Source organism: Campylobacter concisus, from assembly GCF_003048875.2.
Taxonomy (GTDB): domain Bacteria; phylum Campylobacterota; class Campylobacteria; order Campylobacterales; family Campylobacteraceae; genus Campylobacter_A; species Campylobacter_A concisus_AU.
Genome location: NZ_CP049264.1, coordinates 1,825,430 through 1,849,778, shown reverse-complemented (window position 1 = coordinate 1,849,778; position 24,349 = coordinate 1,825,430). Strand labels below are relative to the sequence as shown.

Sequence of the window (24,349 nt, the reverse complement as noted above, 5' to 3'; positions counted from 1 at the left end):
GAGATTATGAGTAAATATAAAATTTATACCATTGTTGCACTTATCATCATGAGCGTTTGTTTTACTCTGCCAGTTCTTGGCTGGCACGGAGCAAAAGAGCGTATAGCTAATGGCGACGAGCTACCATCTTATGCTTACACTATCTACGATCTTTATAGCTCATTTCAGTATAAAAACCACCTTTTGCCAAAAGAGGTGGCAAGTGATCTTCATAAGATGATCGAGCAAAAAGCAGAGATCGGCACGCCATCTCTTCCTATCTGGTACGTATCTCTTGAAGCGCCAAACTATCCAAAGGCAGCCTTTCCAGATGGCATACCAGTATATTTTCACGTAGATGGATATAGTGGCGACGTGCACGAGATGAATACGATAAATCACTACATTGGCATGTATCCTATGGAGCATGGCGGAAATTTAGAGCGAGCGATCGCGCCTTATTATCTACTTATCGCCACACTTTGCATGCTTGCGTTTTTATACTATGACGGTAAATTTAACTCACTTCTCATGGTGCCAACCATCATTGCACCGGTGCTATTTATGAGCGCATTTGTGGGCTGGCTATACTGGTATGGACACAATATGCAAGAGTGGGGCGCCTTTAAAATCAAGCCATTTATGCCAACCGTTTTAGGCGATGGTAGCGTGGCGCACTTTACTACGCACTCATACCCAACTATCGGCTTTTGGGTGATGATGGTGATGAGCGTGCTTTGCATACTTGCGGTATTTTCAAAGAAAAAAGAGCTAAATGCGTAAATTCTCTAAATTTGTCCTTGTTTTTTTGCCACTTTTTGGCTTTGCAAACGTCCTTCAAGATGCGATAAATAACGCTAGTCCTGGCGATGTGATAAAGCTGGGGGATGCCGTTTATGAAGGGGACATAACGATAAATAAGCCTCTTACGATTATCGGCGAGGGCAAAAATGCCCACATAAAAGGTGACGGCAAGGGCAGCGTTATAAAGATCATCGCTTCAAACGTGACACTTAAAAATTTAAAGATAAGTGGCAGTGGCAACGACCTTGGCGAGCTTGACGCTGGTATAGGCTGTGACAAGGCAAATAACGTTGAAATTTCTAAAAACGACATAAGCGACGTGCTTTTTGGGATTGATTTTAAAGAGTGCAGTAGCTCAAAGATCACTGAAAACAACATCACCTCAAAAAAGGGCGCTAGTCTTGGCTTTAGAGGCGATGCGGTGAGACTTTGGTATAGCCATGAAAATTTGATCGAGCACAACAACATCCGTGACAGCCGTGACATGGTCGCATGGTACGCAAGCCACAATAAATTTCTAAGCAACAAAGCAGTTGGCAGCAGATACTCGCTTCACTTCATGTATGCGAATCAAAATTTAGTTGAAAATAACGAATTTATCGGCAACGCTGTTGGTATGTTTTTTATGTATTCAGCTAGTTCAAATATAAAAAATAACCTAGTTATGGATAGTGACGGCGCCTTTGGCATCGGCATCGGACTAAAGGACGTGTCTGATTTCACGATAGAAAACAACACCCTTGTCTATAACGCGCGTGGCATCTTGCTTGATAACTCGCCGTTTCAGCCGGGATCAACTATAAATTTTATAGGCAATAAAATTTTACACAACGTAGTTGGCGTCTATTTTCACGCTACGCAAGGCACAAGTATCTTTGAAAACAACGACTTTATCGGCAACATGGACATCGTCGTAAACGACACTCCAGGCGAAAAGATGTTACTAAATAGGTGGAGCAAGAACTACTATGATGAGTATGAGAGCTTTGATAGAGATAAAGATGGCTACGGTGACACGCCATTTTTGCACCTTTCATACATCGATCAGCTCTGGCAGTACTATCCAAATTTGCAGTTTTTCTATGGCTCAAGCGTCTTTAGCGTCTTAAATTTCTTAGCTAAACTCGCTCCATTTTCTGAGCCGATAAAGCTACTTGAAGATAGTTCGCCTAGGATAAAACCGCTTGATGTTTCAAATTTCAACGCTTTAAAGGCGAAACGTGGATAGAAGAAATTTTATGATAATAGGCTCAGCTGCAGCGGTGGCTGGATACGCCATAGGCAAGTTTTTGCCAAAAAGTAGTGGCGACAAACTCTATCTTAGACCGCCAGGTGCTGTTGATGACTTTGATGATCTTTGCGTAAAATGCGGTCAGTGCGTGCAAGTCTGCCCCTATCACAGTATAAGCTTGCTTGACATAGAAGATGGCTACTCAAATGGCTCAGCTCACATCGACGCCAAAGAGCGAGGCTGCTACTTGTGCGACCTTTTCCCATGCGTGCTAGCCTGTCCTAGCGGTGCGCTCGATCACGCCACAAAGGTCGTGGGCGATGTCAAAATGGGCGTTGCAGTTTTAAGTGACACGGCAGCCTGTTTGAGCGTAAAAAGAGAAAATTTAAGCGAAGCTGGCGTTAAAGATCTGCTTGATCGCAAAGCCTATAATGACAGAGAAGAGGCGCTAAAAGATAAGATAAAAGGCAAGATCGGTCAAATTTGCGATCTTTGCGTCACGCTTTGTCCAGTTGGCGATAGCGCGATAGCAATGAGCGAGGCAAATTTACCACTTATAAAAAATGGCTGCGTGGGATGTGGCGTTTGCGCTGAGGTCTGCCCAGCAAAGATCATAAATATTGCCCCAAAGATGAGCTATGATGAAATTTACAAGGAGAAAAAATGAGAGCAATAATACCTTTAGTAGCTGCTGCGTTGCTATTTGTCGGCTGTGAAAAGAGTGAGGACAAAGCGCAAGAGGCTGCTAGCGAGCAAGGTGCAAAAGTAGCGACAAGTGCTAGCATAAAGGTCGAAAAAAATGAAAACAACGAGAGTGCAAATAAGCAAAATGAATTTATAAAATACGACATGCACGGCGAAAAAAGCGTTAAATTTGGACTTGAAGATAACAACGTAAGCCGCCAGATCGGAGCGCTTGCCATGGTAAAAAGCCCGCTTCAAAGTATAAATTTAAGGCTCATAAAGGGCAGACTTAGCAAGGACTTCATCACAAAGTGCTCAGCCTGCCACGACGACTATGCAAATGGCATCATCGGACCATCTCTTCTAACAAAGAGCGAGGATGAAATTTATAAGATGATAAACGCTTATAAAAATAAAGAGAAGGTAAATGTGCTGATGCGTGATCTTGTTAAAAAGATGGATGAGAGTGAGATTAGAAATTTAGCCAAAGAGATAAGCGATTTTAATGCGCAGTTTAGGAGCAAACAATGAAAATCGGAAAAATCATAACGATCATTTTAGCGGTGCTGATATGTGGCATCATGGTGTTTATGCTAAGCCAAACTCCGCCTAAAAAGGAGAAAGCAGAAGCTAGCGTTCAGCCAAAAGTGGAGCAAAATGTTTCAAAAGAGCAGTCAAAGTCTAGCGAAGAATTTGCCAGCGAAGATGAGCTAAAAAAGGTAAAAGAGCTAAGCCTAAGCGTGGCTAAGACGCAAAATGAGGGCGTTAGCAAGCAATACCTAACCTCTTGCGCACCATGTCACGGCGCAAATGGCAAGGGTGTCGTAGCGCCTGATATCACTCATCTAAGCAAAGAGGATCTGCTTAAAAAACTAGCTGATTATAAGGCTGGCAAGGTGCAAAACACGCTTATGAAGGGCTTGCTTACAAACGTTAGTGACAGCGATCTAAACAGCCTTGCTGATGAAATTTCTAAATTTAAAAAGTAAAAATGGATAAATATAACGTTCGAGCGACGGTTAGAAACGTAAGCTTTCTAAGCACGCTAATAACGACTACAAAAGATGGCAAAAAGCGCCCAAGCATACGTTTTTGGCGTATTTTTACTATCGTGCTGGTTCATCTTTTATTTGTGCTCTCTTACAGGGTAGATGTGCAAATTTTAGAGGGCGACATCAGCGCCTCAAGGATACTTGGCTTTCACCTAGCAGACGCATTTATGAGCTTGCAAGTCTTTTTGGCAACGCATGAAATTCATGTAAATTTACTAATCGGCTCGCTTAGTATCCTAGCCTTTTACATCATTTTTGGTGGCAGGGGCTTTTGCTCGTGGGTTTGCCCGTATTCACTCATAAGCGAGATAGCCGAGAAAATTCATGAAAATTTACGCGCCAAAAAGATAGTAAAACCGCGAGTTTTTGACACAAAGTGGCGATACGCTTTTACCATTTTGTTTTTGGCTCTTAGCTTTGCTAGCTCAAGCCTAGTCTTTGAAATTTTTAACGTCGTTGGGATATTTTCAAGATTTATCATCTATGGCTACTTTCACGCTATCTGGCTAGTTGTGGCTATGCTTGTGGTTGAGATTTTCTTCTCACGTAGGGCATGGTGTAGGTATGTCTGCCCTGTTGGAGCGACCTACTCGCTACTAGCAAAGCCAAATGCGATAAAGGTCAGCTGGGATAAAGAAAAGTGCGATCACTGCTTGGTTTGCACCGATGTTTGCCTAGTGCCACACGTGCTTTTTATGACAAAAAAGGGCGCAAAAACTGATGATAGTAAAAAGCTCTTTAGGATAGCTGGGGCTGACTGCACGCTTTGTGGCAGGTGTATCGACGTTTGCCACCAAGATGCGCTTAAATTTGACAACGGCTTTAAGAAACTCATATAAGGAAATTTTTTGATAGATATAAAAGAAGTAACGAAAATTTTTGGCTCGCAAAAGATACTTGATAGCGTCAGTCTAAATGTAAAAGCTGGCGAAAAGATAGCGATACTTGGGCAAAATGGAGCTGGCAAAAGCTCGCTTATGCGTATCATCTTGGGCGAGTTTGTGCCAAATAGCGGAAGTGTCGCGATAAATGGCGTAAATACCCTAAAAGATAGAAAAGAGGCGCTAAAGTTTATCTCGTTTGTGCCGCAAACCCCGCCACCACTTAAATTTAGCCTGCGTGAGCTTTGCGAGTTTGTCTGCAAAAGCTCAAATGTCAAATTTGAAGATATTGAGAAATTTAGCAAGCTTTTAGAGCTTGACCTGCATGCAAATTTAAACAAGTCCTTTTACAAACTATCAGGCGGCATGAAGCAAAAGATGTTAATAGCCATCGCATTTGCCAAAGATAGCGAAATCTTGATGTTTGACGAACCAACGGCAAATTTAGATGTAAAAGCAAGGGAGTCTTTTAAAAATTTGCTTGATAACTTCACGCAAAAAAAGACGCTAGTTTTCATCTCGCACCGCATAGATGAGATCGCTCATTTGCTTGATAGATGCGTCTATATGGACCTTGGCAAGATCATCAAAGAAGAAAATTTAAGGAGCAAGAGTGAATAACCTTTTTTTAATAGCAAAACTAGACGTCAAAGAGTCGTTTCGCTCGAGGTGGTTTGCGATCTATGCGCTTCTTTTTTCTGCTTTGATGATAGGATTTTTATTTAGCGGAGTGACTGACTCGCGCGTGCTTGGCTTTTCTGGACTAACAAGGGCGCTACTTTTGTTTATACAAATTTGCGTCATCATCGTGCCGATATTTATCCTCATCTCAACCGTTAGAAGCATAAATCAAGACAGGGACACAAACCTGCTTGAATACGTGCTAAGCTTCCCGCTAAGCCTTAAAGAGTACTACTTTGGCAAGGCGCTTGGGCGGACTTTTGTCGTTTTTGTGCCGCTTTTGTTCTCGCTTTTGCTTTGCGTGGTGGTTGGCTTTATAAAGGGCGTGTCGATACCTTGGGGCGTGCTGGTGCTTTACTTTGGCCTACTTTTTAGCCTAAGTATCGTCTTTTTGTCGCTTGGTTTTTTCATATCAAGCCTTATCAAAAACCAAGAAACAGGCCAAGGCGTGGCGTTTTTGCTCTGGCTTATCATGCTAGCTTTTATCGACCTAGCGCTCATTGGTCTGCTTATGCGAAGCTCTGTCGATGAGTACGTCATCTACTCTATCGCGATGTTAAATCCGATCGAGCTTTTTAGGATAGCAGCGCTTAGCCTTTTTGATCCAAATTTAGCAGTCATCGGCACTGCGTCTTACTTTATCTTAGGCACATTTTCAAAAGCGACCTTCGTAGCTTATGCGATCATCTACCCTTTAGTGCTTGGCGCGATCTTGCTAGTTTGCGGCTATTTGGGCTTTAGCAAGAGAGATCTTGTTTGATTGTTTTTTGTTAAATAAGAGTTGGCTTTAAATTTAGACGAGGCTTGTATTATTCCACTTGTCCAACAAGAAACCTCCTTTTTGTAATGACCCCCTTTCCCCCAAGGGGGTTTTCTCTCTCAAGGAAATTTATGAAAAAATCCATTTTATTTTTAGCCTTTGCCGTTTTATCTCTAAGTGCAAACTGGGATGAAAATATGCAAAACTGCATCAACAAAAGTGACGCAAAAGCTTGCGAGAGCTTTACTAAAAAGCTTTCAAGCGAGTGTGAGAACAAAGACAAAACCTCTTGCTTTTTATATGCTGACATGCTAGGCCGAGGCCTTGGCGTTGAAAAAGATCTGGTTAGATCTTATGAGATATTTAAGTCGCTTTGTGAAAATGGCAGCAGCGAAGCTTGCTATGAGCTAGCTACAAAATATCTGCAAGGAAACGGTGTAGAGCAGAGCTTTGATCTATCTGCAAATGCCCTTGATAAAGCTTGCAAGATGGGCAGCAAGCGAGCCTGCAACGTCTTAGAACTCGTGCCTAAGAATTAAAATTTATAAATTTATAAAGATTTTTTGCAAATTTTAAAATTTGTCTCGCGCTTATCTGACTTGACAAAGCTATTTTGCAAATTTTAAACTTTCATTCACTCGCAAGAATTGACTACTAAAATTTGGCTTCGCCTACAGCTTAGCTCAAATTTTAGAGCCGAAATTGCTCGTTCATGAAATTTTAAAATTTACTTGACACCTATCTAATTCAACAAAGTAATTCTTCAAATTTTAAAACTTTACTCACTCGCCTTAGCAACTTACCAAATTCAGGTCTCGTTACCACTTGCCACTGAATTTGGAAGCGTGATATGCTCGCTCATAAATTTTAAAATTTGTCAAACACTTGCTCTATAATAAAACGCATGCAGTGCAAAGCACCGTTGCATGCACCTCTAACGTGCGAGGGGTTTAGAGGATTTAAAAAGGGGGATAAGGGGACGGCTTCGTAATTCAAGTCCCCTTGTCTCCCTTTTGAAAAAAACAAAACTTTAAATTTTAAAAAACTTTAATTTACAAATTTTAAACTTTCACTCACTCGCAAGAATTGACTACTAAAATTTGGCTTCGCTTACCGCTTAGCTCAAATTTTAGAGCCGAAATTACTCGTTCATGAAATTTTAAAATTTGTCCGAGTTTTTAAGCGCATTTAGCGAGATACCTTTTTACGTCGCTAAATTAAACATTACAAACCACGTTTAGTAGTAATAAAAATGAAATTTCAAATGTGATTTTTGCTTTCATGCAAAAGCATATATTTTACCTTCTTAAAAGATAAATTTCTTTAGAAAATGCCTAAATGTCGCGATTTACTTTAGTATTACGCAGAATTTCTTTTTTATTAACTAAAAATTTCATTAAAATTTATATTTAAATAATAACATTTCATCGTCCTAAACGGGCCCTCCTTTTTGTAGCGGTTAAGACTTTGCTTCCCCCTTTTCTGGCTTTTCCGCTTACACAAAGAGGAGTTGTCTCTCTTTTTTAAATCAAATTTTTACCTTTCTGAACTCAAATTTCACAAACGTCACTTTCTTTTTAAAATTATATTTTGATAATGGTTTTAAAAATTATAAAAGCAAAAATCTTATAAAATTGCGAGCTGTTATCAAGACTAACTTTTATAAAGGTGGCAAAAGGGGTGAAATTTTTAAATTTAAAGCTTTTTTACAAGGTGCATGCATATTTGTCGCTTCTCTTTTTTATCCCGCTTGTTGTAGTTTGCTTTAGCGGTGCGATCCTGGTTTATAAAGACGAGCTAAACAGCCTTTTTCACCCAAATATCGTAAATGTAAATTTAAACAAAGAAAATTCGAGCAAAAGGATCAGCTTTGATGAGCTAAGAAATATCGTCACAAGCGAGCTTAGCGGCTACGAGATGGTTGGCATAAACATAGATGCAAACCCTAAAAAATGCGACAAGATTTGGCTAATCGAGCATAACGATAGCAAAAAAGAGTGGAAATTTATCTATTTTGACGCTTTTAGTGGCAAGATAAAGAGCGAGCCACTTGCGCACGATGAGGGATTTTTCGGAGTTTTGGCGCATATCCACGAGGAGCTGCTTCTTGAAAAAAGTGGCAACATTATCCTTTTTCTAACAGCTATTTTTACATTTTTTATCTGCATTAGCGGCTTTGTGATCTACCGCAAATTTTGGCTAACTCTGCTTAGACTGCGTGTAAATGGACTAAATGTTTTCATGAATGACATCCACAAGATAATAGGCATTTTTTGCACGCCAGTTTTGCTTCTCATTTGCATAAGCGGCGCTTGGTGGGAATTTCAGATGGCACGCGCGCCAGAGTTTAAAGATGACTTTGTGATAGACGCAAAAATTTACAATAAAAGTTTATCCCTTGATGAGCTGGTCGCTAGATCGAGAAAGGACATAAAAGGCTTTGAGCCACACTTCATCTCGCTGCCTTTCATGCAAGGGGCAAACATCCGCATCTTTGGCTACGTGATGTGGCAAAGCTTTTTGCATAACGAATACTCAAGCGTGATCACTTATGACAAAGATAGTGGCAAACTAGTTAGCGTCCTAGACATAAAAAATGCAAATTTAAGCGAGAAAATCCTCTCGGCCTTTAGGAGATCGCACTTTGGAAACTACAATCAAACTACAAAATTTATCTGGTTTATAGTGGGCATCTCGCCGCTAGTTTTGAGCATCTCAGGGCTTTATCTGTGGTTTAGAAAATTTAAAAGGAGAAAAAATGAAAAGAATTTTACTTAGCTTAGTTGCTTTAAATTTGGCATTGCCTCAAATTTATGCTAGTGAAAATGACAAGGTTTTAGAAGCTGTCGATGTCGTGGAAAGTGAGCGAAGAGACGATGCAAACTACTTTGCAAAAGAGCTTGTAAAGAGCACAACAAGGCTAAATTTAACCTCTCGTCAAACTCCCCAGTCGCTAACTGTGCTAACAGAAGCAAGGCTAAAAGATCAAGGCATCAAGGACTATCAGGTGCTTCTTAGAAATATCCCAGGCGTCACGCTAAACAAATGGGACGAGCGCGTATATCCGACAGCTCGTGGCTTTAAGATAGATTATTACTTGCTTGATTCGATGCCTAGCTTTGGCGGTTTTAGCCTTGGCGCAAATGATATGAGCTTGCTGCCTTATGAGAGAGTCGAGGTGGTAAAAGGGGCAAATGGCCTACTTGCAGGCGCTGGCAACCCAGCTGCAAGCTTAAATTTCATAAGAAAAAGAGCAGACTCAAAGGAGCTAAAAGGAAATTTTGGCATAAGCGCTGGCTCATACGATAGATACGGCGTAAATGGCGATGTACAAACGCCAGTAAATGAGAGCGGAAGCGTTAGAGCAAGGCTTTCTTTTATGCATGAGAAGTCGCACTCTTATATGGATTATTACAACCGCAAAAATAGCGCGATTTATGGCGTAGTCGATAGCGACATAGGCGATAACTCATGGCTTAGCCTTGGTGCGTTTTATCAAGAGCTAAGACGACGTGGCGTTAGATGGGGCGGCATGCCAGCATTTTACACAGATGGCTCTAGGACAAATTTTAGTAAAAATGAAATTTTCTCTCAGCCTTGGACTAGGTGGGATATAAAGACGCTTGATTTCTACGCTGATTTTAAGCACTACTTTGAAAATGAAGCGAGCTTAAATTTAAGCTACTCATTTAGACGAGCAAACACTGACTCAAATCTACTCTACTATGGCGGAGCGGTAAATTTAGACGGTACTGGCAATATAAACGGTCTTTACACCTACGCAAACAAAAGAGAGGAGAACATCCATAACGTCGATGCATACGCAAATATCCCTTACGAGATAGCAAATTTATCTCATGAGTTTGTATTTGGCGCGATGTATAACAACTATAAAAAAGTAGCGATAAGGTAAGTAGCTACTTGTTACAAAAGACCAAGCCAGCTGGGCTTGCTTATACAGCTAGAAGCAGGATTGATTTTAAAAACCTGCACCTTGATGATCCAAAATTTCCTTATGAAGATCAAAACAACAAAGACAAAACGATACAAAAGGCATTTTACGCGGCAAATAAACTATCAATCACCGATGAGCTTAAATTTTTGCTAGGTGCTAGGGTGAGCTACTACAAATACGAGATCGAGGGCGGCAAAGACAATAGAAATTTCACAAATGAGATCACGCCATATCTTGGCATCACCTACGACATTGGAGCAAACCACACTCTATATGCTAGCTACACGAGTATATTTAAACCTCAAAACGTAAAAGATGCAAACGACAAATATCTTGATCCGATCCAAGGCAAGGACTATGAGGTGGGCATCAAAGGCGAGTATCTTGACGGGGCGCTTCAAGCAAGTCTTGGTGTCTTTAAGATCGTGCAAGACAAGCTTGGCATAAAGACTGGCAAGATAAATCCAGCAACAAATGCCAAAATATATGAATCTGGCAAAGGTGTGACAAGCAGGGGTGTCGAGCTAGATCTAAACGGCGAGATCACTAAAAATTTAAGCCTAAGCTTTGGTGCAACGCACTTTAACGCAAAAGATGCTAATGGTGAGAAATACGCCACCGATTCATCAAGAAGCACGGCAAATTTATTTGCAAAGTATGAATTTAGGGACTTTAGAGTAGGGGCTGGAGCTATGTATAAGAGCAAAATTTACACTGGCAAGGGCGCAGGTGAGATCACACAAAAGGGCTACACTTTGGCAAATTTGATGTTTGGATATAAATTTGCTAAAAACTTTGACGTGCAGCTAAATATCGACAATCTCTTTAATAAAAAATACTACGAGGGCATCGGCAAAAACATGATGGTTTATGGCGATCCACGCACATTTAATCTCAGCTTTAACTACAAGTTTTAGCTAAATTTACTCTAACGCGCCAGCTAAATTTCTAGTTGGCGCCCTTCATTTTTTGCTCAGGGGTGTATAATTTCAAGAAAACTAAGGAATTTACATTGCTTAAAGTAGAAGTGATATATAAATTTTGTATCGTCTGTGCTCTTGCTTGTGGGATCTTCCTGCTTGCATTTACTGGGCTAAATTTCGCCATGGGTGATTATAGTGAGTGGATGATGAGCGCGCACAAATTTGCGGGAGCTTTGATCGTTTGTGCTGTGATCTTGCACCTTTTTAACCGCAGAAAAAAGCTGGTAAAGCTCGTAAATGAGATAATCGACGTCACCACACACCGCAAAAATCCAACTATATGCAACATGGACCGCATCATCGCTTCGCTTGAGCCTTACACTATCAGTGAAATTTCACGCATGCTTGGCTTTGATGAGGCCCAGTTTTGCAAGAGCTTGCGCGAAAATGATGTTAAATTTAATAACGCCAGCCAGACTTTGCGCCAGATCGCACGGCTAAATGATGAAAAGATATTTTTTGTGCTTGTGCTCATCGTCGAGGCTAAATTTGGCAAGAGATTTTGCGGCGCGGTAAGCTGCAATGTTGGGAGAAAATTTTAGTGCTCGTTATGCGCACGCCACCTCTGCTCCTCAAGGTCGATGTGGTATAAAAACGTCCTAATGACCTCTTCGTCGATCTTTGGGTCTTTGTTTAGCTCACAAAGTGCCTTTCTTTGCTCCTCTAAAATTTCAAAATATCTCTGTCTGCTCTCGTCACTGATCTCAAAATTTTCGCTCTCAAGCTCGAAATTCCAAACCTCTTCAAGCTTTTGAAATAAGAAATGCTCCTCGCCCGTAAATTTCTCTTTTTTAAATTTAAGCGAAGCCTGCGCAAGTGCTTTTCTGATCTTGATCCTTGCAAGCTCATTTGGCATGTGGTCGTTAAAGTCTGGAAATTTCGCGCCTTTAATGAGCAGTGGCAAGCTTAGCCCCTGAACTACGAGCGTTAGCAAGATCACGACAAATGTTATAAACAAGATGAGGTCTCTGTGCGGAAATGGCTCGCCCCCAGCCATGGCAGGGATAGAAAGTGCCGCAGCCAGCGAAACTACGCCCCTCATGCCAGCCCAGCCGACGATAAATGGCGTCGCTTTGCCTGGGTTGCGCTCGTCCGCCACGCTGATAAAACGCTTCATAAACATCGTGATATAAACAGCGCCATAAGATGCCATGAGGCGGATAACGATGAGCACGGCAGTGACCAAAACGCCGTAAGAGACCGCCTCAAAGAGCGAGACGCCACTACGCTTTAGCCCTGCTAAGATTTCAGGCAGATCAAGACCGATCATGGTAAAGGCAAGGCCGTTTAGCAAAAAGATAAAGTTGTTCCAAACGGGCACTGCGTGGATCCTTGTTGAAGCGGTGAAAATTTCATTTTTCTTAGTCGAGAGATAAAGTCCGCCACAAACCACTGCCAAAACGCCACTAGCACCAAGCTCCTCAGCCAAGATATACATGATATAAGGCGTCGTGATAGTCATTATCGTGTCGCTGTTTTCATCAGTTGGCAAAATTTTATGTAAAAAATAAGCCGCAAGTGCCACTACAAGACCCGCCAAAACGCCGCCAACCACCATCCAAACAAAGCTAGCAGCCGCCTCATACCAGATAAACTGCCCAGTTGTCACTGCAACTGCGGCAAAGCGAAAGATGATGAGCGAGGAGGCATCATTTAAAAGGCTCTCGCCCTCCAAAATAGCGCTAATCCTGCGTGGGGCTTTGACAAATTTAAGGATAGCTGCCGTGCTCACCGCATCTGGTGGCGAGACGATGGCTCCTAGCATGAAGCCAAGGGCGAGCGAGAAGCCAGGGATCACTAAATTTGCTATCACTGCAACCGCTGCTGCGCTTATAAAAACCACGATAAAGGCGAAACTGCCGATCATGCGGCGCCATTTAAAGAGCTCTTTTAGCGAGTTTGCCCACGCGGCCTCGTAAAGAAGTGGCGGTAAAAATATGATGAAAATAAGCTCAGGATCGATCTTTATACTTGGTAAATTTGGCACAAAGCTAATGGCAAGCCCGCCAAGGACTAATAGCACAGGATAGGCGACCTTTAGGCGGTTTGAGATCATCACCAAAGCGATGATGATAGCTAGTAGTGCAAAAAACAGCAGTAAGTATTCGATCATTTTGATCCTTTAAATTTCTTTTTTATTGATGCCAAGACTATCTTTTATGCCAAAGCCATCTAGCAGGCATCTTTTAACTAAATTTGCGATAGATCTTCTTGAAATTTGAGCATTTTCATTTTTAAATTTCTCGCCTTTGCTCCAGCTCGTGACCTCATAGTCTATCTCGTTAGCGCCACTAAACCACTGCGGACGTATCAGCGTGTAGTCAAGGTCAGAGTTTTCTATGATCTTGGCTGAGTTTATGTAAGAGCTTGGGGCACGCCTGCCACTAGGCACTTCGCCCTCATAAATGCCATAAGATGTTATCCAAACTAGCCTCTTTACATCAGCCTTTTTCATGGCGCCAACTAGTGAGCTAGCCATAGCTTCAAGCGAGCCAGCAAGCCCAGCATAGACGCTATCTACGCCGTTTAAAGCTTCTTTTAGTCTAGCTTTATCTAGGACATCGCCTTGCATTAGCGTGGTTTTGTCGCTTCTAAAATTTTCTAGTTTTTTAATATCTCTAGCATAAAGGCGTAAAATTACACCCTCAACACTTAAAAGCTCGTCTATAACGTAGCTACCAAGGCTCCCACTGGCGCCTAAAAGTAAAATTTTCATATATATCCTTGATGTTGCTAGGTAAATTTAGCAGATAAGCTTAAAATGGCGGGCAGAGAGAGATTTGAACTCTCGGTGAGTTGCCCCACACACGCGTTCCAGGCGTGCTCCTTAAACCGCTCGGACATCTACCCAAGAAGAAGGTGATTATATCTTCATTTGCTTAATGCTTGGCTTTTAGAGCTTTAGCCCCAAGATAACGACATCTTTATACTCGCCATCCATCAGGCAAACGCCAGGCAGTTCGCCCCATTTTTCAAAGCCAAATTTCAAAAATAGCCCAAGGCTTGCTTTGTTTTTGCTAAAGATTAGTGCGATGACGTTTTTTAAATTTAGCCCTCTAGCTTCATTTAGGCTGTGGGCTAAAAGCTGCTTGCCGATACCCTTTTTAAGGGCTTTTTTAGCGACATAGATGCTTATCTCTACGCTTATATCGTAAGCGATCTTGGGGTTAAAGTCACTTAGCGAGCAGTAGCCTAAAATTTCATCATTTTCTTTGTAGATAAAGATAGGGCGCGAGCCGCCGTGGGCGTTAAACCAAGGCTCTAGCTCCTTTGTACTAACTGGCTGCATATCAGCAGTCGCACTTCTTTCTAAGATGTAGTCATTATAAATTTTCGTGATCGCTTCAAGGTCGCTTAAATTTGCTCGCTCGATCAAACCTAACCTTTTTTGGCTGCTTGATAGATCGGCTCAAGCTTTGCTGCGATCTCTTTTAGATCCTTGATCCTGCTCTCGTTTGATGGGTGAGTGCTTAAAATTTCAGGCACTTTGCCACCACTCATCTTGCTCATCTTAACCCAAACTTCGACCGCCTCTTTTGGATCGTACCCAGCTCTTGCCATTAGCTCAGTGCCGATGTGATCAGCCTCGGTCTCGTGTGAGCGAGAAAATGGCAATGAGATGGTGTATTGGCTGGCTAAATTTAGAGCGCTTGCGCCAAGGTCGCCAAGTCCTGTGGCTGTTGCGACTGCAAAGATGCCGATGTTTTTGAGCTGGTCGGTGCTCGCTTGCTCCCTACTGTGCTCTCTAAGCGCATGAGCGATCTCGTGACCCATGACCGCTGCTAGCTGTGCATCTGTTAAATTTAGCTTTTTAATAATACCGCTATAAACGACGATCCTGCCACCTGGCATGCACCAAGCATTTAGCGTATCTTCGTTTATGACATTTACTTGCCACTTCCATTTTAGTGCGTCCTCTCTGAAAACGCCAGTTTGCGCGATCAGCCTTTTTGCGATATCTTGAACCCTTTTTGTGAGGATCGGATCGACGTTTAGCTCGCCCTTGCTTCTAGCAGCTGTGAGCGTCTTGACGTAAGCTTGAGCTGAACTTTGTTCCATCGCTTCAGAGGATACTAGCATGAACTGCTTGCGATCTGCACCCACGACGCCTGACTTTGTGACGCTCGTGCAGCCTGTGATAAGCATGCTAGCTGTTAATAACGTAAGTAAAATTTTTTTCATTTTTATCCTTTTTGGATTAAAATTTGGCGTATTATAGCTTGTGTTGGATATGCATTGTTAAACGAGGGATGAAATTTAAATTTAGGGCTGGTTTTGGTTTTTTACAAATTTTAAATTCCATTTGCTTGCCTTGATATACGTGCTCGTAAATTTTAAAATTTACCAGAATTTTAGACCGCATGCAGTGCGCTATCACATTTGCATGCCCTTTGAACGTGCGAGGGGGTTTTTACTTCGACTTCGTCTCGTAACTGCAAGCATACGGGGGATTTAAAAAGGGGGATAAGGGGACGGACTTCGTGTCTGCCCTGCAGTTGCGAGCCTGCGAAGCAAAGCCTGAGTCCCCTTGTCTCCCTTTTTGGTAAATTTATATCACAAAGCAAATTTTAAAATCTTACTCACTCGCCTTAGCAGACTACTAAATTTAGGTCTAGTAGCCACTCGCCACTAAATTTAGAGCCGTGATATGCTCGCTTGTAAATTTTAAAATTTGCCTGACACTTGCCTGACGATAAAGCGCATGTTGTGTGCTGCTTGATTTATGTCCGCATAAATTCAAAAATTAGACGCTATATCCTAAATTTAACCCCTACGCTTTATAGTCTATATTTCTCTCAAATTCTCTCAAACGCTTATTGACCGATCGTAACTCCGTTATCGTAGTCCAGTTATCGATAAAGACGCTAAAGCTCTCTCTGACCTGCGAGAAAGCATTGCTAGCTTGCACGAGGACGCCAAGCGTGATGACGCCGCTAAATAGGCCATTGCCCATGATGATGTAAGGCACGATGACAAGAATTTGCGAAAACGAGACGAGCCAGAGATTAAAGTAGCCGTAGTGCAAAAAGAGCTTGTAGTAGTTTAGCTTCACCCCTGTAAAAAGCTCTAGCATAACGTTTGGCTGGCAAAATTTGAGCTTATCATCCTCGCCATAAACTAGCTCTTTCCTAAAGGCTGCCTCCGCTTTTTGGTTGTTATACTCAAGATGTGGTAGCTTTATGCCCACAAACCACGATACGATGAGGCCTCCGACGCTAATTAGTAGTGCGATATAAACTAGCGAGCCCTCGATGTCCTTGATGAAAGGTAGGCTCACGCTTTTGCTTAGCTCCCAAAGCACTGGTATAAAGGCAATCAGCGTCATAAATGCCTTTAAAACCTGCACGCCAAGGCTCTCCATGATCTTAGCAAAGCGATAAACGTCCTCTTGGATACGCTGCGAGCTGCCCTCGATGTCGTTTTGGCAGTTTCGCCAAAATTTGAGGTATTTAAAGGTCATCGCCTCCCTCCAGCGAAAGACCCAGTGGCTCGCAAAGAACGATATCACCGTATAGGTCACGACATAAGGCATGGCGATCTTTAAGAAATTTAATATCCCTTGCCAAAACTCATCTACATTGTGATCTTTTGAGTTTTGCATGATGTCGTAGAAATTTTTATACCACTCGTTAATGCGGACGTTTAGGTGCGTTTGATAGACAAGCAGCAAGATGATAAATATCGCTCCGCCGTAAGCCCAAAGCGCCCATTTTTTGTCTTTGAAAAATGATGAAAACATAAAATGCCTTTTGTAAATTTTGGCAATTATAGCAGGCAAGCTTTAAGCATTTATATAAAATTTAAACCCAAGCTATATCATTTTGCAAATTTTAACGTAAAGGAAAATGATGAAGAAATTTGCATTTTTAGCTCTTAGCCTTTGTGCGACCTTAGCACTTGCGGCCGATATGAAGGTCTATAAAAGCCCAACTTGCGGTTGTTGTGGCAACTGGGCGAGTGCTATGCAAAAGGCTGGCTTTAGCGAAGAGACCATAAAAGTAGATGACTTGGTCAAGGTCAAAAAAGAATTTCACGTGCCACTAGAGCTTTCAAGCTGCCACACAGCTATCGTTGATGGCTACGTCATCGAGGGTCACGTGCCAGCTGATGAGGTCAAGCGCCTGCTGGAGCTTAAACCAAAAGATGCCGTTGGTATCGCAGTGCCTGGCATGCCGATGGAGAGTCAGGGTATGGAGCAAGGCGGCAAAGCCGAGCAATACGACGTCATACTCTTTAAAAAAGATGGCTCACAAGAGGTCTTTGCTACTTACATCGGCTCTAAAAAGCTAAAATAACTTCAAATTTAGACTTAGCTCGTCTTTTGATGGGCTAAGTTAAAAAGAAATTCCCTTGCTAATGGCGATGATGCAGAGTAAAAAGGCTATTGGTACATAGATAAATTTACCCACAAAGTACCAAAATGAGCCGTAAGTTTTATTTGCTCCTGAATTTACCTCGTCTAAAATTTCATCTTTTTTGATGATCCAAAACCAAGATATTGCGCCTATGACTGCGCCGATCGGGATGATGTAGATAGAGACAAAATCCATCCAAGGTCCCCAACTGCTAATAGGCTCCATAAACGCTCCAAAGCCAAAGCAAACCACGCAAAGTAGCACAAGCACCCAAAATCTACTAAGGCGTGGGAATTTATGCATGAGTGACTCAGCGACCACCTCAAACATATTTTGAAGCGAAGTGATACCGCCAAAGATGACTGCGGTAAATAGTATGATCGCAAAAATTTGACCGCCGATCATATTTTGCAAAATTTTAGGAAGCGTTACGAAAAGTAGCTTTGGCCCCTCAGCTGGATCCATAGCGTAGGCAAAGACCGCTGGGATCATGACAAGCGCTGCCACAAGGGCTGCAAGCGTGTCAAAAAATGCCGTAGTTTTTGCACTTGCAACGACGTCTTCGTTCTTTGAAAGATATGCTCCATAAACTATCATGCCTGATCCCGTGATAGAGAGCGAGAAAAAGGCTTGACCCATCGCTGTGACCCACACCATCGGATCTTCAAGCTTGCTAAAATCAGGGATAAATAGAAATTTATACCCCTCAAATGCGTTTGGAAGCATCGCGACATTTATAGCCAAAATGGCAAATAACACGAAAAATAGTGGCATCATGATTTTATTAGTCTTTTCGATGCTTTTTGCTCCAAAAAATAGCGTAAGAAGCGTGCCAACGATGACTATAAAGTGATATGGCAGGACCGAGTACTCATGAAGTGCAAATGAGTTAAACCAAACATTTGTATCAACGCTCATAAATGAGCCAGTAAGTGCCTGTGTAAGGGCTTTTAGCACGTAAGCGATGATGACAGCGTAGCCGATGGCTATGCAAAGCGAGCCAGCAAGTGGGAGCCAGCCGACGATACTGCCGATGACGCCTAAATTTCTACTCTGCCAAGCAAATTTATATGATCCTAGTGTGCCAGTCTTTGCGCGTCTGCCGATCGCATACTCAGCGCTTAAACCAACGTAAGAAAAAAGCGCTACGAAAAAGATGTAGATGAGTAAAAACGCTCCACCACCATTTGTACCAAGCTTGTAAGGAAAGCCCCAAACATTTGCCATACCAACGGCTGAACCAACTGAGGCTAGTATAAAAGCCCAGCGTGATGAAAAATTCTTTTTGCTCATTGTAAAATCCATAAATTTAGTGATGAAAATAATGTTACCAAAATATGATTTAAGAACTTTTTATAAAACTTAAATTTAAGAAATGTTGTTACTTTTGGGCGCGACTAATTTGACCGCTAAATATAAATTCGCTATAATCAGCCAAAATTTTTAACTCTTAAGGATCATAATTGTACCCCAGTAGCGATAACTCGCTTTTAATGGTAATACTTGCCATTATATTCATTTTACTAAACGCATTTTTTGTTTTGTCGGAATTTTCCCTTGTCAAGGTTCGCAAGTCTAGACTTGAAGAGCTTATCAAAGAGAAAAAGCCAAACGCCCAGCTTGCCTTTGAGATGTCAAACAAGCTTGATACCTATCTTAGCGCCACTCAGCTTGGCATCACGCTAAGCTCACTTGCCCTTGGTTGGATCGGTGAGCCAGCAGTCGCAAGGCTCATAGAGGCCCCACTTAAAAATGTTTTTAATCTTAGCGATATCTTAGTTCATACAGTCGGCTTTGCGATCGCATTTACGCTTATCACACTACTTCACGTCGTTATGGGCGAGCTTGTGCCAAAGTCAGTCGCCATAGCCAAATCAGAATCAGCAGTGCTTAAAATCGCTCGTCCGCTTCACTTTTTCTGGATACTGTTTTCGCCTATCATAAAGCTTTTTGACATCCTAGCTACATCTGGACTTAAAATTTTAGGCATCCAGCCAGCAAAAGAGAATGAGCTAGCGCACTCTGAAGAGGAGATCAAGATCATCGTTGGCGAGAGCTTAAAGGGCGGTGTGCTTGATAGTTTTGAGACTGAGCTTATCAAAAACGCAGTTGATTTTAGTGATACGGTCGCAAAAGAGGTTATGACGCCAAGACGCGACATGATTTGTATAAATAAGCAAAAGAGCTTTGAAGAGAATTTACAAGTCGTTTTTGAGTCAAAATATACTCGCTATCCTTATATAGATGGCTCAAAAGATATCATTTTGGGCATGATACACATTAGAGATATCTTGCAGCTACACTTTAGCGAGGATAAAGAGAAGAGCTTTGATGCGATCGTGCGTAAATTTGTCATCGTGCCTGAGAGCCTTTCTATATCAAAGGTGCTTGTGATGATGAATAAAGAGCAAATTTCAGCAGCACTTGTCGTTGATGAGTACGGCGGCACAGCTGGACTTCTTACGATGGAGGATATCATGGAGGAGGTGCTTGGCGACTTTAACGACGAGCACGACGAGGTCGATCAACACTACAAAAAGATAAATGAGAACATCTATGAATTCCAAGGCAGATACGATCTAGAGAGCGTTGAGGAGCTTCTTGGCATAAGCTTTGATGAAGAGACCGATCAAGTCACGATCGGCGGATATGTCTTTAACCTTATCGGTCGTTTGCCAGTAGTTGGGGATAAGATCGAGGATGAAAACTGCTACTACGAGGTGAGAAAGATGGATGGAGCTAGTATCTCGCGCGTAAAAGTTAGAAAAAAGATAAAAGAAGAAGAGGAGCCTGCTCAGGCTTAGTTTATAAATTTAATGGCTTTTGGCCATTAAATTTAACCTCGCAAAATCATAAAACAAAAGGGCAAATTTAAGTGAGATTGCGCTTTTTTAAGGCTCTAAGCCACTGAATTTAACCTCACAAAACCACAAATTTTAAAGCTACACCACCTTTTTAAATAGCTCTCTAAAACGTAACCACCGCTTTTTTCGTAAATTTGGTTATAAATTTTTAAAAATGGCTTGCTAGTTTTAAATTTATTATCTGCTTGCAAAAGTAGCCGAGTAATCTTGTTTGTGATATTTAAATTTACTAAAGTTAATTAGCCTTGACTGGGAGATGCGATGTCACGAAATTTCATCATAAATTTCTCTATCGCGCTCATCTAGGCTGCAACAAGAGAGCCAAATTTCTTTTGTTAAATTTTAAAACGCCTCTTAATAGCTCTTTTATAGCCAAATTTGCTTATCTATTTTTATGTGTAAATTTATCATTTATAAAAGCGTGCTAGATCTTTGCCGTGCTTTAATGCTAGCTCATAGTAGGGCATGTCTGGATCCTCTCCTATCATCTCATAGAGCTTTTTACGAAGCTCTGGTAAAAGGCGAAGATCGCTATAGTCTATCCTCTCTTTATACGCTGGCAAACCTTGTAAAAGCAGGGCATTTGAGTAGTTTATGCCACCAGTTTTGCTGCCAGTAATGTTAAATTCATTCTCATATTGCGTGCGAGTTAAGCCAGTTGGTATGCTAAGCTCTCCTCTTTCTAGGCAAATTTTATCATTGCTACTGATGAGATACTCTGGAAATTCTAGCTCTTTGTAGTTGATATCTTCGTGATCATAATAGACCCACTTTATGTCGTCTTCATTTTTGCGGTTGAAACTGCTTTTGTAGATGAAGCTACCCGGGATTATAAATTCACGGCTTTTTAGCACCGGCGTATCTGCTATATCTTTATAAACAGCAACCAAGTAGCAGTCACTAAAAAAATCAAGCGGCCAAAGAAGACCCTCATTCGCTCGCTTTACAAGGCGGTTTTTAATATCAACTAAGATTTTGCCAAAGAAATATCTCTTGTAGTAGTCATTATAGACGTAAAATATGTCGCCTTCTTTGAGCTTTGTCTTATCTGGCATTTTATAAATTTAGCTCTTCCAGATGTTTTTATTTAGCTCCAGATCGCGCATGATCTGCAAAAAGTCGCTGATACTTGAGATGTAGTTTTGCACACTCTCATTGCTATTTAGTGGCATTTGAAGATCAGGCTCAAAGCTATCCTTTCTAAGATCGATCGCGATGAAAATTTCATTTTTTAAAAACGCTGCCGAGAGTGGGGCATTAAATTTAGTTCTTAGAGTGGTTAAATTTTCCATCAGCTTTGGCGTCAGAGCATATCTTGCAGCGATCTGATCAGTCGTGTAGGTCTTAAAAAGCTCATTAAATTTAGGGTTATCCATCGTCGCTTGTTCGCCCTCGCTTCTTAGATCAGATGTTCGCTTTTTATCGCAGACGTAGATCGTGGCGTTTAACTCTTTTTTAAACTCAGCCTTTAGCAAAATACCTTGAAATTTTACCGTCGTATAGGTGCCTCCTTTGCTGGATCTTGTCTCCTCTGCTGCATAAAAATCGCAAAGCTTAAACTGTGTGTTATCGATCTGTCCGTAGATCATATCTTCTGCATTGTGTCTATTTACATAAACGTCATAAATTTTAAAAAAATCATCCAATTTTAACCCACTATAGGCATTGAAATTTAGACCATAGCTTTTTACGATTACGCCAACTACTTTTTCTTTAAAATTTAATGTAAGCTCTTTTTTTAACTCACTTATTGTCTTGCCAAGATAAAAAACTCCTCCTATTAGCAAAAAGAAAAATAAATTTCCAAGGTGCAATGAGGCTAAAATGCCACCTGTAACTATGGCGCCAAGGAAGCCATAAACGATCATTTTAAAGGCTTTTTTCCCCATGGCAAGGCGCTCTTTTTCAAGCTCGTCAAGGTCGCTTAGATCGATGCCCTTTAGTTCGTCTGCTTGCATTTTTTATGCCTTATTTTTTAAAAAGATCACCGACGTTTGGAGCAACTGCTTCATTTTCAGGGATATCAAAAAATACATCTTTGTGAAAGCCAAACATTGAAGCTACGATGTTTGAGGGAAACATCTGTATGGCGTTGTTGTAAATTTCAATGGCTGAGTTGTAAGCACGTCTGGCAGCTGAAATTTGCTCTTCAATCTCATTTAGTGTGCTTTGGATGTGAAGTAAATTTTGATTTGCTTTTAGGTCTGGGTAGTTTTCTACGCTCACTCTAAGGCCATTTAGCAAGCCTGAAATTTTGTTATTTAGCTCAAATTTCTCCTCATTTGTAGAGGCGCTTCTAGCACTCTCTCTAAGGGCAGTGATGTTTTCTAGTAGACCTTTTTCATGCACCATGTACTCTTTTGCAGTAGCTACTAAATTTGGTATGAGGTCATATCTTCTTTTTAGCTGTGCATCGATGCCAGCCTCCACGCTTTTTACCTGGTTTTGCTTTGCAACAAGCGAGTTGTAAAGGCTGATGAAAAAGACAAAAATGACTGCAACAACAAGTATCACGATGACTAACGAATTCATAACTTTTCCTTTGAAATTTAAGTTTGTTGTAGTTTATCCAAAGTTGCTTAAGAGTATTTAAACACCGAGGTTTGGTGATTAAATTTAATATTATAATTTAATCTTAAATTTTACATATAATTTATATAATTAAAAATTGTTTTTTACGAGGAGGATAAATGAGAACGGTAAACGTAAAAGATATAAAAGAGACTGTTGCAAAGCTTTGCAAACAAGCCTGTTACGTCGTTACGCCAGATCTAAAGGCTGCTTTTACAAAAGCAAAAACCACTGAGAGCTCATCTCTAGGTAAAGATATCTTGGGCAAAATTTTGCAAAATGCCAAGCTAGCAGAAGAGGGCGTTGCGCCTATTTGCCAAGATACAGGCATGACGGTTGTCTTTGTCGAGATCGGTCAGGACGTGCATATAGAGGGTGGATATATCGAAGATGCGATCAATGAAGGCGTTGCAAAAGGCTACACTGAGGGCTATCTTAGAAAATCAGTCGTTGCTGAGCCACTTTTTGAGAGAAAAAACACTACAAATAACACTCCAGCAGTCATCCACACTAGGATCGTCCCAGGCGATAAACTAAAGATAAAAGTCGCTCCAAAGGGCTTTGGCAGTGAGAACAAATCAATACTAAAAATGCTTGTGCCAGCTGATGGCATAGAGGGCGTTAAAAAGGTATTTTTAGAGGCTGTAAAATACGCTGGACCAAACGCTTGCCCTCCAATGACAATAGGCGTTGGCATAGGCGGCACTATGGATAAAGCAGCGCTTCTAGCCAAGCAAGCCGCAGTTCGTCCAGTAGATAGCAAAAATGCCGATGCAAGATATGCAAAACTTGAAGATGAGCTTCTTGAGCTTGCTAGCAAAACAGGCGTCGGACCTCAAGGGCTTGGTGGCGATACAACTGCCATAAAAGTAAATGTCGAGTGGTATCCAACTCACATCGCAGGCCTACCAGTAGCCATAAATATCAACTGCCACGCTGCACGCCACGCAGACGCCGAGCTTTAAGGAGATAACATGTCAGAAGTAAAAAGAATAACAGCACCATTTGATAAAGAGGTGGTAAAAAGCCTAAAAGCAGGCGACAATGTCCTAATCTCAGGCACTATCATCGCTGCTCGTGACGCCGCTCACAAGGCACTAACAGAGGCTCTAGCGCGTGGCGAGAAGCTACCAGTTGAGCTAAAAGGCGAGACTATCTACTACGTCGGACCAACACCAGCTAAACCAAACCAAGCTATCGGTGCAGCAGGCCCAACAACAAGCGGCAGAATGGACAAATACACACCAACTATGATAAACGAAGTTGGCATAAATGGCATGATCGGCAAGGGATATCGCAATGATGCAGTAGTCGATGCGATGAAAAAATCATGCTGTGTTTATATGGTCGCTATCGGCGGTATCGGAGCGGTCATTAGCCAAAGTATCAAAAAATATGAAGTGCTAGCTTACCCAGAGCTAGGACCAGAGGCAGTTGCAAGGCTCACAGTAGAGGACTTCCCAGCGATAGTCGCTATCGACTGCGAGGGCAATAACTTCTACGAAGTCGGCCAAGCACCTTACAAAAAAATCTAAATTTGATCCGCTA

General features: G+C 41.6%; 25 protein-coding genes, 1 tRNA gene and 1 pseudogene. 16 read left to right on the top strand and 11 right to left on the bottom strand.

Annotated elements, in window-relative coordinates; genetic code table 11:
* Positions 1–6 precede the first annotated feature (6 nt).
* From CVT07_RS09160 to CVT07_RS09105, 12 genes and pseudogenes are all read left to right on the top strand, one after another.
* Positions 7–762 carry a hypothetical protein gene (locus tag CVT07_RS09160; protein ID WP_021083959.1) on the top strand — a complete coding sequence of 252 codons (756 nt, stop codon included), beginning with the start codon at positions 7–9 and terminating at the stop codon, positions 760–762.
* A complete protein-coding gene (locus CVT07_RS09155; protein ID WP_107937164.1) occupies positions 755–2,011 on the top strand; it encodes a nitrous oxide reductase family maturation protein NosD in 1,257 nt (418 codons plus the stop codon). The genes CVT07_RS09160 and CVT07_RS09155 overlap by 8 nt, the downstream gene beginning before the upstream one ends.
* Positions 2,004–2,681, top strand: a complete 678-nt coding sequence (locus CVT07_RS09150) for a 4Fe-4S dicluster domain-containing protein (RefSeq protein ID WP_107937162.1) — start codon at positions 2,004–2,006, stop codon at positions 2,679–2,681. The genes CVT07_RS09155 and CVT07_RS09150 overlap by 8 nt, the downstream gene beginning before the upstream one ends.
* Positions 2,678–3,229, top strand: a complete 552-nt coding sequence (locus CVT07_RS09145; protein WP_103568561.1) for a c-type cytochrome — start codon at positions 2,678–2,680, stop codon at positions 3,227–3,229. The genes CVT07_RS09150 and CVT07_RS09145 overlap by 4 nt, the downstream gene beginning before the upstream one ends.
* Positions 3,226–3,687, top strand: a complete 462-nt coding sequence (locus CVT07_RS09140) for a c-type cytochrome (RefSeq protein WP_107937160.1) — start codon at positions 3,226–3,228, stop codon at positions 3,685–3,687. Before CVT07_RS09145 ends, CVT07_RS09140 begins: the two co-directional genes overlap by 4 nt.
* Before the next feature lie 2 nt (positions 3,688–3,689).
* Positions 3,690–4,589 (top strand): NapH/MauN family ferredoxin-type protein, encoded by a 900-nt coding sequence (locus CVT07_RS09135; RefSeq protein ID WP_002941641.1) that lies wholly within the window; start codon positions 3,690–3,692, stop codon positions 4,587–4,589.
* 9 nt (positions 4,590–4,598) lie between these two features.
* Complete coding sequence (locus tag CVT07_RS09130) at positions 4,599–5,252, top strand: ABC transporter ATP-binding protein (protein WP_002941553.1); 654 nt, start codon at positions 4,599–4,601, stop codon at positions 5,250–5,252.
* Entirely contained in the window at positions 5,245–6,072 is an 828-nt protein-coding gene (locus CVT07_RS09125) for an ABC transporter permease (protein WP_009295293.1), read from the top strand. Before CVT07_RS09130 ends, CVT07_RS09125 begins: the two co-directional genes overlap by 8 nt.
* Positions 6,073–6,203: 131 nt before the next feature.
* A complete protein-coding gene (locus CVT07_RS09120) occupies positions 6,204–6,611 on the top strand; it encodes a tetratricopeptide repeat protein (RefSeq protein ID WP_103579325.1) in 408 nt (135 codons plus the stop codon).
* Between the two features lie 1,141 nt (positions 6,612–7,752).
* Complete coding sequence (locus CVT07_RS09115; protein WP_107937158.1) at positions 7,753–8,850, top strand: PepSY-associated TM helix domain-containing protein; 1,098 nt, start codon at positions 7,753–7,755, stop codon at positions 8,848–8,850.
* Positions 8,831–10,944: pseudogene (locus CVT07_RS09110) on the top strand (TonB-dependent siderophore receptor). The gene CVT07_RS09115 and the pseudogene CVT07_RS09110 overlap by 20 nt, the downstream one beginning before the upstream one ends.
* Positions 10,945–11,039: 95 nt before the next feature.
* Positions 11,040–11,552 (top strand): chemotaxis protein, encoded by a 513-nt coding sequence (locus CVT07_RS09105; protein ID WP_107937156.1) that lies wholly within the window; start codon positions 11,040–11,042, stop codon positions 11,550–11,552.
* On the opposite strand, the gene CVT07_RS09100 is transcribed toward CVT07_RS09105, so the two are convergent.
* The 7 genes from CVT07_RS09100 to CVT07_RS09070 form a co-directional block, all read right to left on the bottom strand.
* Positions 11,549–13,123, bottom strand: a complete 1,575-nt coding sequence (locus CVT07_RS09100) for a Na+/H+ antiporter (protein WP_107937154.1) — start codon at positions 13,121–13,123, stop codon at positions 11,549–11,551. The genes CVT07_RS09105 and CVT07_RS09100 overlap by 4 nt on opposite strands.
* A 9-nt stretch (positions 13,124–13,132) precedes the next feature.
* On the bottom strand, positions 13,133–13,726 hold the full coding sequence (locus CVT07_RS09095; RefSeq protein WP_107937152.1) for an NAD(P)H-binding protein: 594 nt from the start codon (positions 13,724–13,726) through the stop codon (positions 13,133–13,135).
* Positions 13,727–13,772: 46 nt separating this feature from the next.
* Positions 13,773–13,860, bottom strand: a tRNA-Ser gene (locus CVT07_RS09090).
* Positions 13,861–13,903: 43 nt separating this feature from the next.
* Positions 13,904–14,386 (bottom strand): GNAT family N-acetyltransferase, encoded by a 483-nt coding sequence (locus tag CVT07_RS09085; protein WP_107937150.1) that lies wholly within the window; start codon positions 14,384–14,386, stop codon positions 13,904–13,906.
* A 2-nt stretch (positions 14,387–14,388) separates the two neighbouring features.
* Entirely contained in the window at positions 14,389–15,192 is an 804-nt protein-coding gene (locus CVT07_RS09080; RefSeq protein ID WP_087583657.1) for a M48 family metallopeptidase, read from the bottom strand.
* Positions 15,193–15,223: 31 nt separating this feature from the next.
* Entirely contained in the window at positions 15,224–15,373 is a 150-nt protein-coding gene (locus tag CVT07_RS09075) for a hypothetical protein (RefSeq protein WP_159071304.1), read from the bottom strand.
* Between the two features lie 408 nt (positions 15,374–15,781).
* Positions 15,782–16,750 carry a putative transporter gene (locus CVT07_RS09070; protein WP_087581135.1) on the bottom strand — a complete coding sequence of 323 codons (969 nt, stop codon included), beginning with the start codon at positions 16,748–16,750 and terminating at the stop codon, positions 15,782–15,784.
* Positions 16,751–16,859: 109 nt separating this feature from the next.
* Between CVT07_RS09070 and CVT07_RS09065 the strand changes: the two genes are divergently transcribed.
* Positions 16,860–17,306: a DUF411 domain-containing protein gene (locus CVT07_RS09065; RefSeq protein WP_002942948.1), complete on the top strand. Its 447-nt coding sequence runs from the start codon at positions 16,860–16,862 to the stop codon at positions 17,304–17,306.
* Between the two features lie 39 nt (positions 17,307–17,345).
* Here CVT07_RS09065 and CVT07_RS09060 read toward each other — a convergent pair whose 3' ends face one another.
* Complete coding sequence (locus CVT07_RS09060) at positions 17,346–18,659, bottom strand: sodium-dependent transporter (RefSeq protein ID WP_107937148.1); 1,314 nt, start codon at positions 18,657–18,659, stop codon at positions 17,346–17,348.
* Positions 18,660–18,829: 170 nt separating this feature from the next.
* Here CVT07_RS09060 and CVT07_RS09055 point away from each other — a divergent pair, with 170 nt between their 5' ends.
* Positions 18,830–20,170, top strand: a complete 1,341-nt coding sequence (locus CVT07_RS09055; RefSeq protein ID WP_021086551.1) for a hemolysin family protein — start codon at positions 18,830–18,832, stop codon at positions 20,168–20,170.
* Between the two features lie 467 nt (positions 20,171–20,637).
* On the opposite strand, the gene CVT07_RS09050 is transcribed toward CVT07_RS09055, so the two are convergent.
* Genes CVT07_RS09050 through CVT07_RS09040 form a run of 3 tightly spaced genes read right to left on the bottom strand, consistent with a single transcriptional unit; the run spans position 20,638 to position 22,762 of the window.
* Positions 20,638–21,285, bottom strand: a complete 648-nt coding sequence (locus CVT07_RS09050) for a sugar transporter (protein ID WP_107937146.1) — start codon at positions 21,283–21,285, stop codon at positions 20,638–20,640.
* Between the two features lie 9 nt (positions 21,286–21,294).
* Positions 21,295–22,188, bottom strand: coding sequence for a DUF3137 domain-containing protein (locus tag CVT07_RS09045; RefSeq protein ID WP_107937144.1), 894 nt, complete (start codon positions 22,186–22,188; stop codon positions 21,295–21,297).
* A gap of 10 nt (positions 22,189–22,198) precedes the next feature.
* A complete protein-coding gene (locus CVT07_RS09040) occupies positions 22,199–22,762 on the bottom strand; it encodes a LemA family protein (protein ID WP_107937142.1) in 564 nt (187 codons plus the stop codon).
* Between the two features lie 158 nt (positions 22,763–22,920).
* On the opposite strand from CVT07_RS09040, the gene CVT07_RS09035 reads away from it, so the two are divergent.
* Entirely contained in the window at positions 22,921–23,766 is an 846-nt protein-coding gene (locus tag CVT07_RS09035) for a fumarate hydratase (RefSeq protein WP_107937140.1), read from the top strand.
* A 9-nt stretch (positions 23,767–23,775) separates the two neighbouring features.
* A complete protein-coding gene (locus tag CVT07_RS09030; RefSeq protein ID WP_002942950.1) occupies positions 23,776–24,336 on the top strand; it encodes a Fe-S-containing hydro-lyase in 561 nt (186 codons plus the stop codon).
* Positions 24,337–24,349 lie beyond the last annotated feature (13 nt).

Coding starts and splice junctions, on each gene's coding strand:
- CVT07_RS09155 (WP_107937164.1), top strand. CDS start 755: ATGCGTAAATTCTCTAAATTTGTCCTTGTTTTTTTGCCACTTTTTGGC.
- CVT07_RS09050 (WP_107937146.1), bottom strand. CDS start 21,285: ATGCCAGATAAGACAAAGCTCAAAGAAGGCGACATATTTTACGTCTAT.
- CVT07_RS09045 (WP_107937144.1), bottom strand. CDS start 22,188: ATGCAAGCAGACGAACTAAAGGGCATCGATCTAAGCGACCTTGACGAG.
- CVT07_RS09120 (WP_103579325.1), top strand. CDS start 6,204: ATGAAAAAATCCATTTTATTTTTAGCCTTTGCCGTTTTATCTCTAAGT.
- CVT07_RS09065 (WP_002942948.1), top strand. CDS start 16,860: ATGAAGAAATTTGCATTTTTAGCTCTTAGCCTTTGTGCGACCTTAGCA.
- CVT07_RS09100 (WP_107937154.1), bottom strand. CDS start 13,123: ATGATCGAATACTTACTGCTGTTTTTTGCACTACTAGCTATCATCATC.
- CVT07_RS09030 (WP_002942950.1), top strand. CDS start 23,776: ATGTCAGAAGTAAAAAGAATAACAGCACCATTTGATAAAGAGGTGGTA.
- CVT07_RS09075 (WP_159071304.1), bottom strand. CDS start 15,373: ATGCGGTCTAAAATTCTGGTAAATTTTAAAATTTACGAGCACGTATAT.
- CVT07_RS09140 (WP_107937160.1), top strand. CDS start 3,226: ATGAAAATCGGAAAAATCATAACGATCATTTTAGCGGTGCTGATATGT.
- CVT07_RS09095 (WP_107937152.1), bottom strand. CDS start 13,726: ATGAAAATTTTACTTTTAGGCGCCAGTGGGAGCCTTGGTAGCTACGTT.
- CVT07_RS09160 (WP_021083959.1), top strand. CDS start 7: ATGAGTAAATATAAAATTTATACCATTGTTGCACTTATCATCATGAGC.
- CVT07_RS09040 (WP_107937142.1), bottom strand. CDS start 22,762: ATGAATTCGTTAGTCATCGTGATACTTGTTGTTGCAGTCATTTTTGTC.
- CVT07_RS09060 (WP_107937148.1), bottom strand. CDS start 18,659: ATGAGCAAAAAGAATTTTTCATCACGCTGGGCTTTTATACTAGCCTCA.
- CVT07_RS09035 (WP_107937140.1), top strand. CDS start 22,921: ATGAGAACGGTAAACGTAAAAGATATAAAAGAGACTGTTGCAAAGCTT.
- CVT07_RS09080 (WP_087583657.1), bottom strand. CDS start 15,192: ATGAAAAAAATTTTACTTACGTTATTAACAGCTAGCATGCTTATCACA.
- CVT07_RS09135 (WP_002941641.1), top strand. CDS start 3,690: ATGGATAAATATAACGTTCGAGCGACGGTTAGAAACGTAAGCTTTCTA.
- CVT07_RS09145 (WP_103568561.1), top strand. CDS start 2,678: ATGAGAGCAATAATACCTTTAGTAGCTGCTGCGTTGCTATTTGTCGGC.
- CVT07_RS09070 (WP_087581135.1), bottom strand. CDS start 16,750: ATGTTTTCATCATTTTTCAAAGACAAAAAATGGGCGCTTTGGGCTTAC.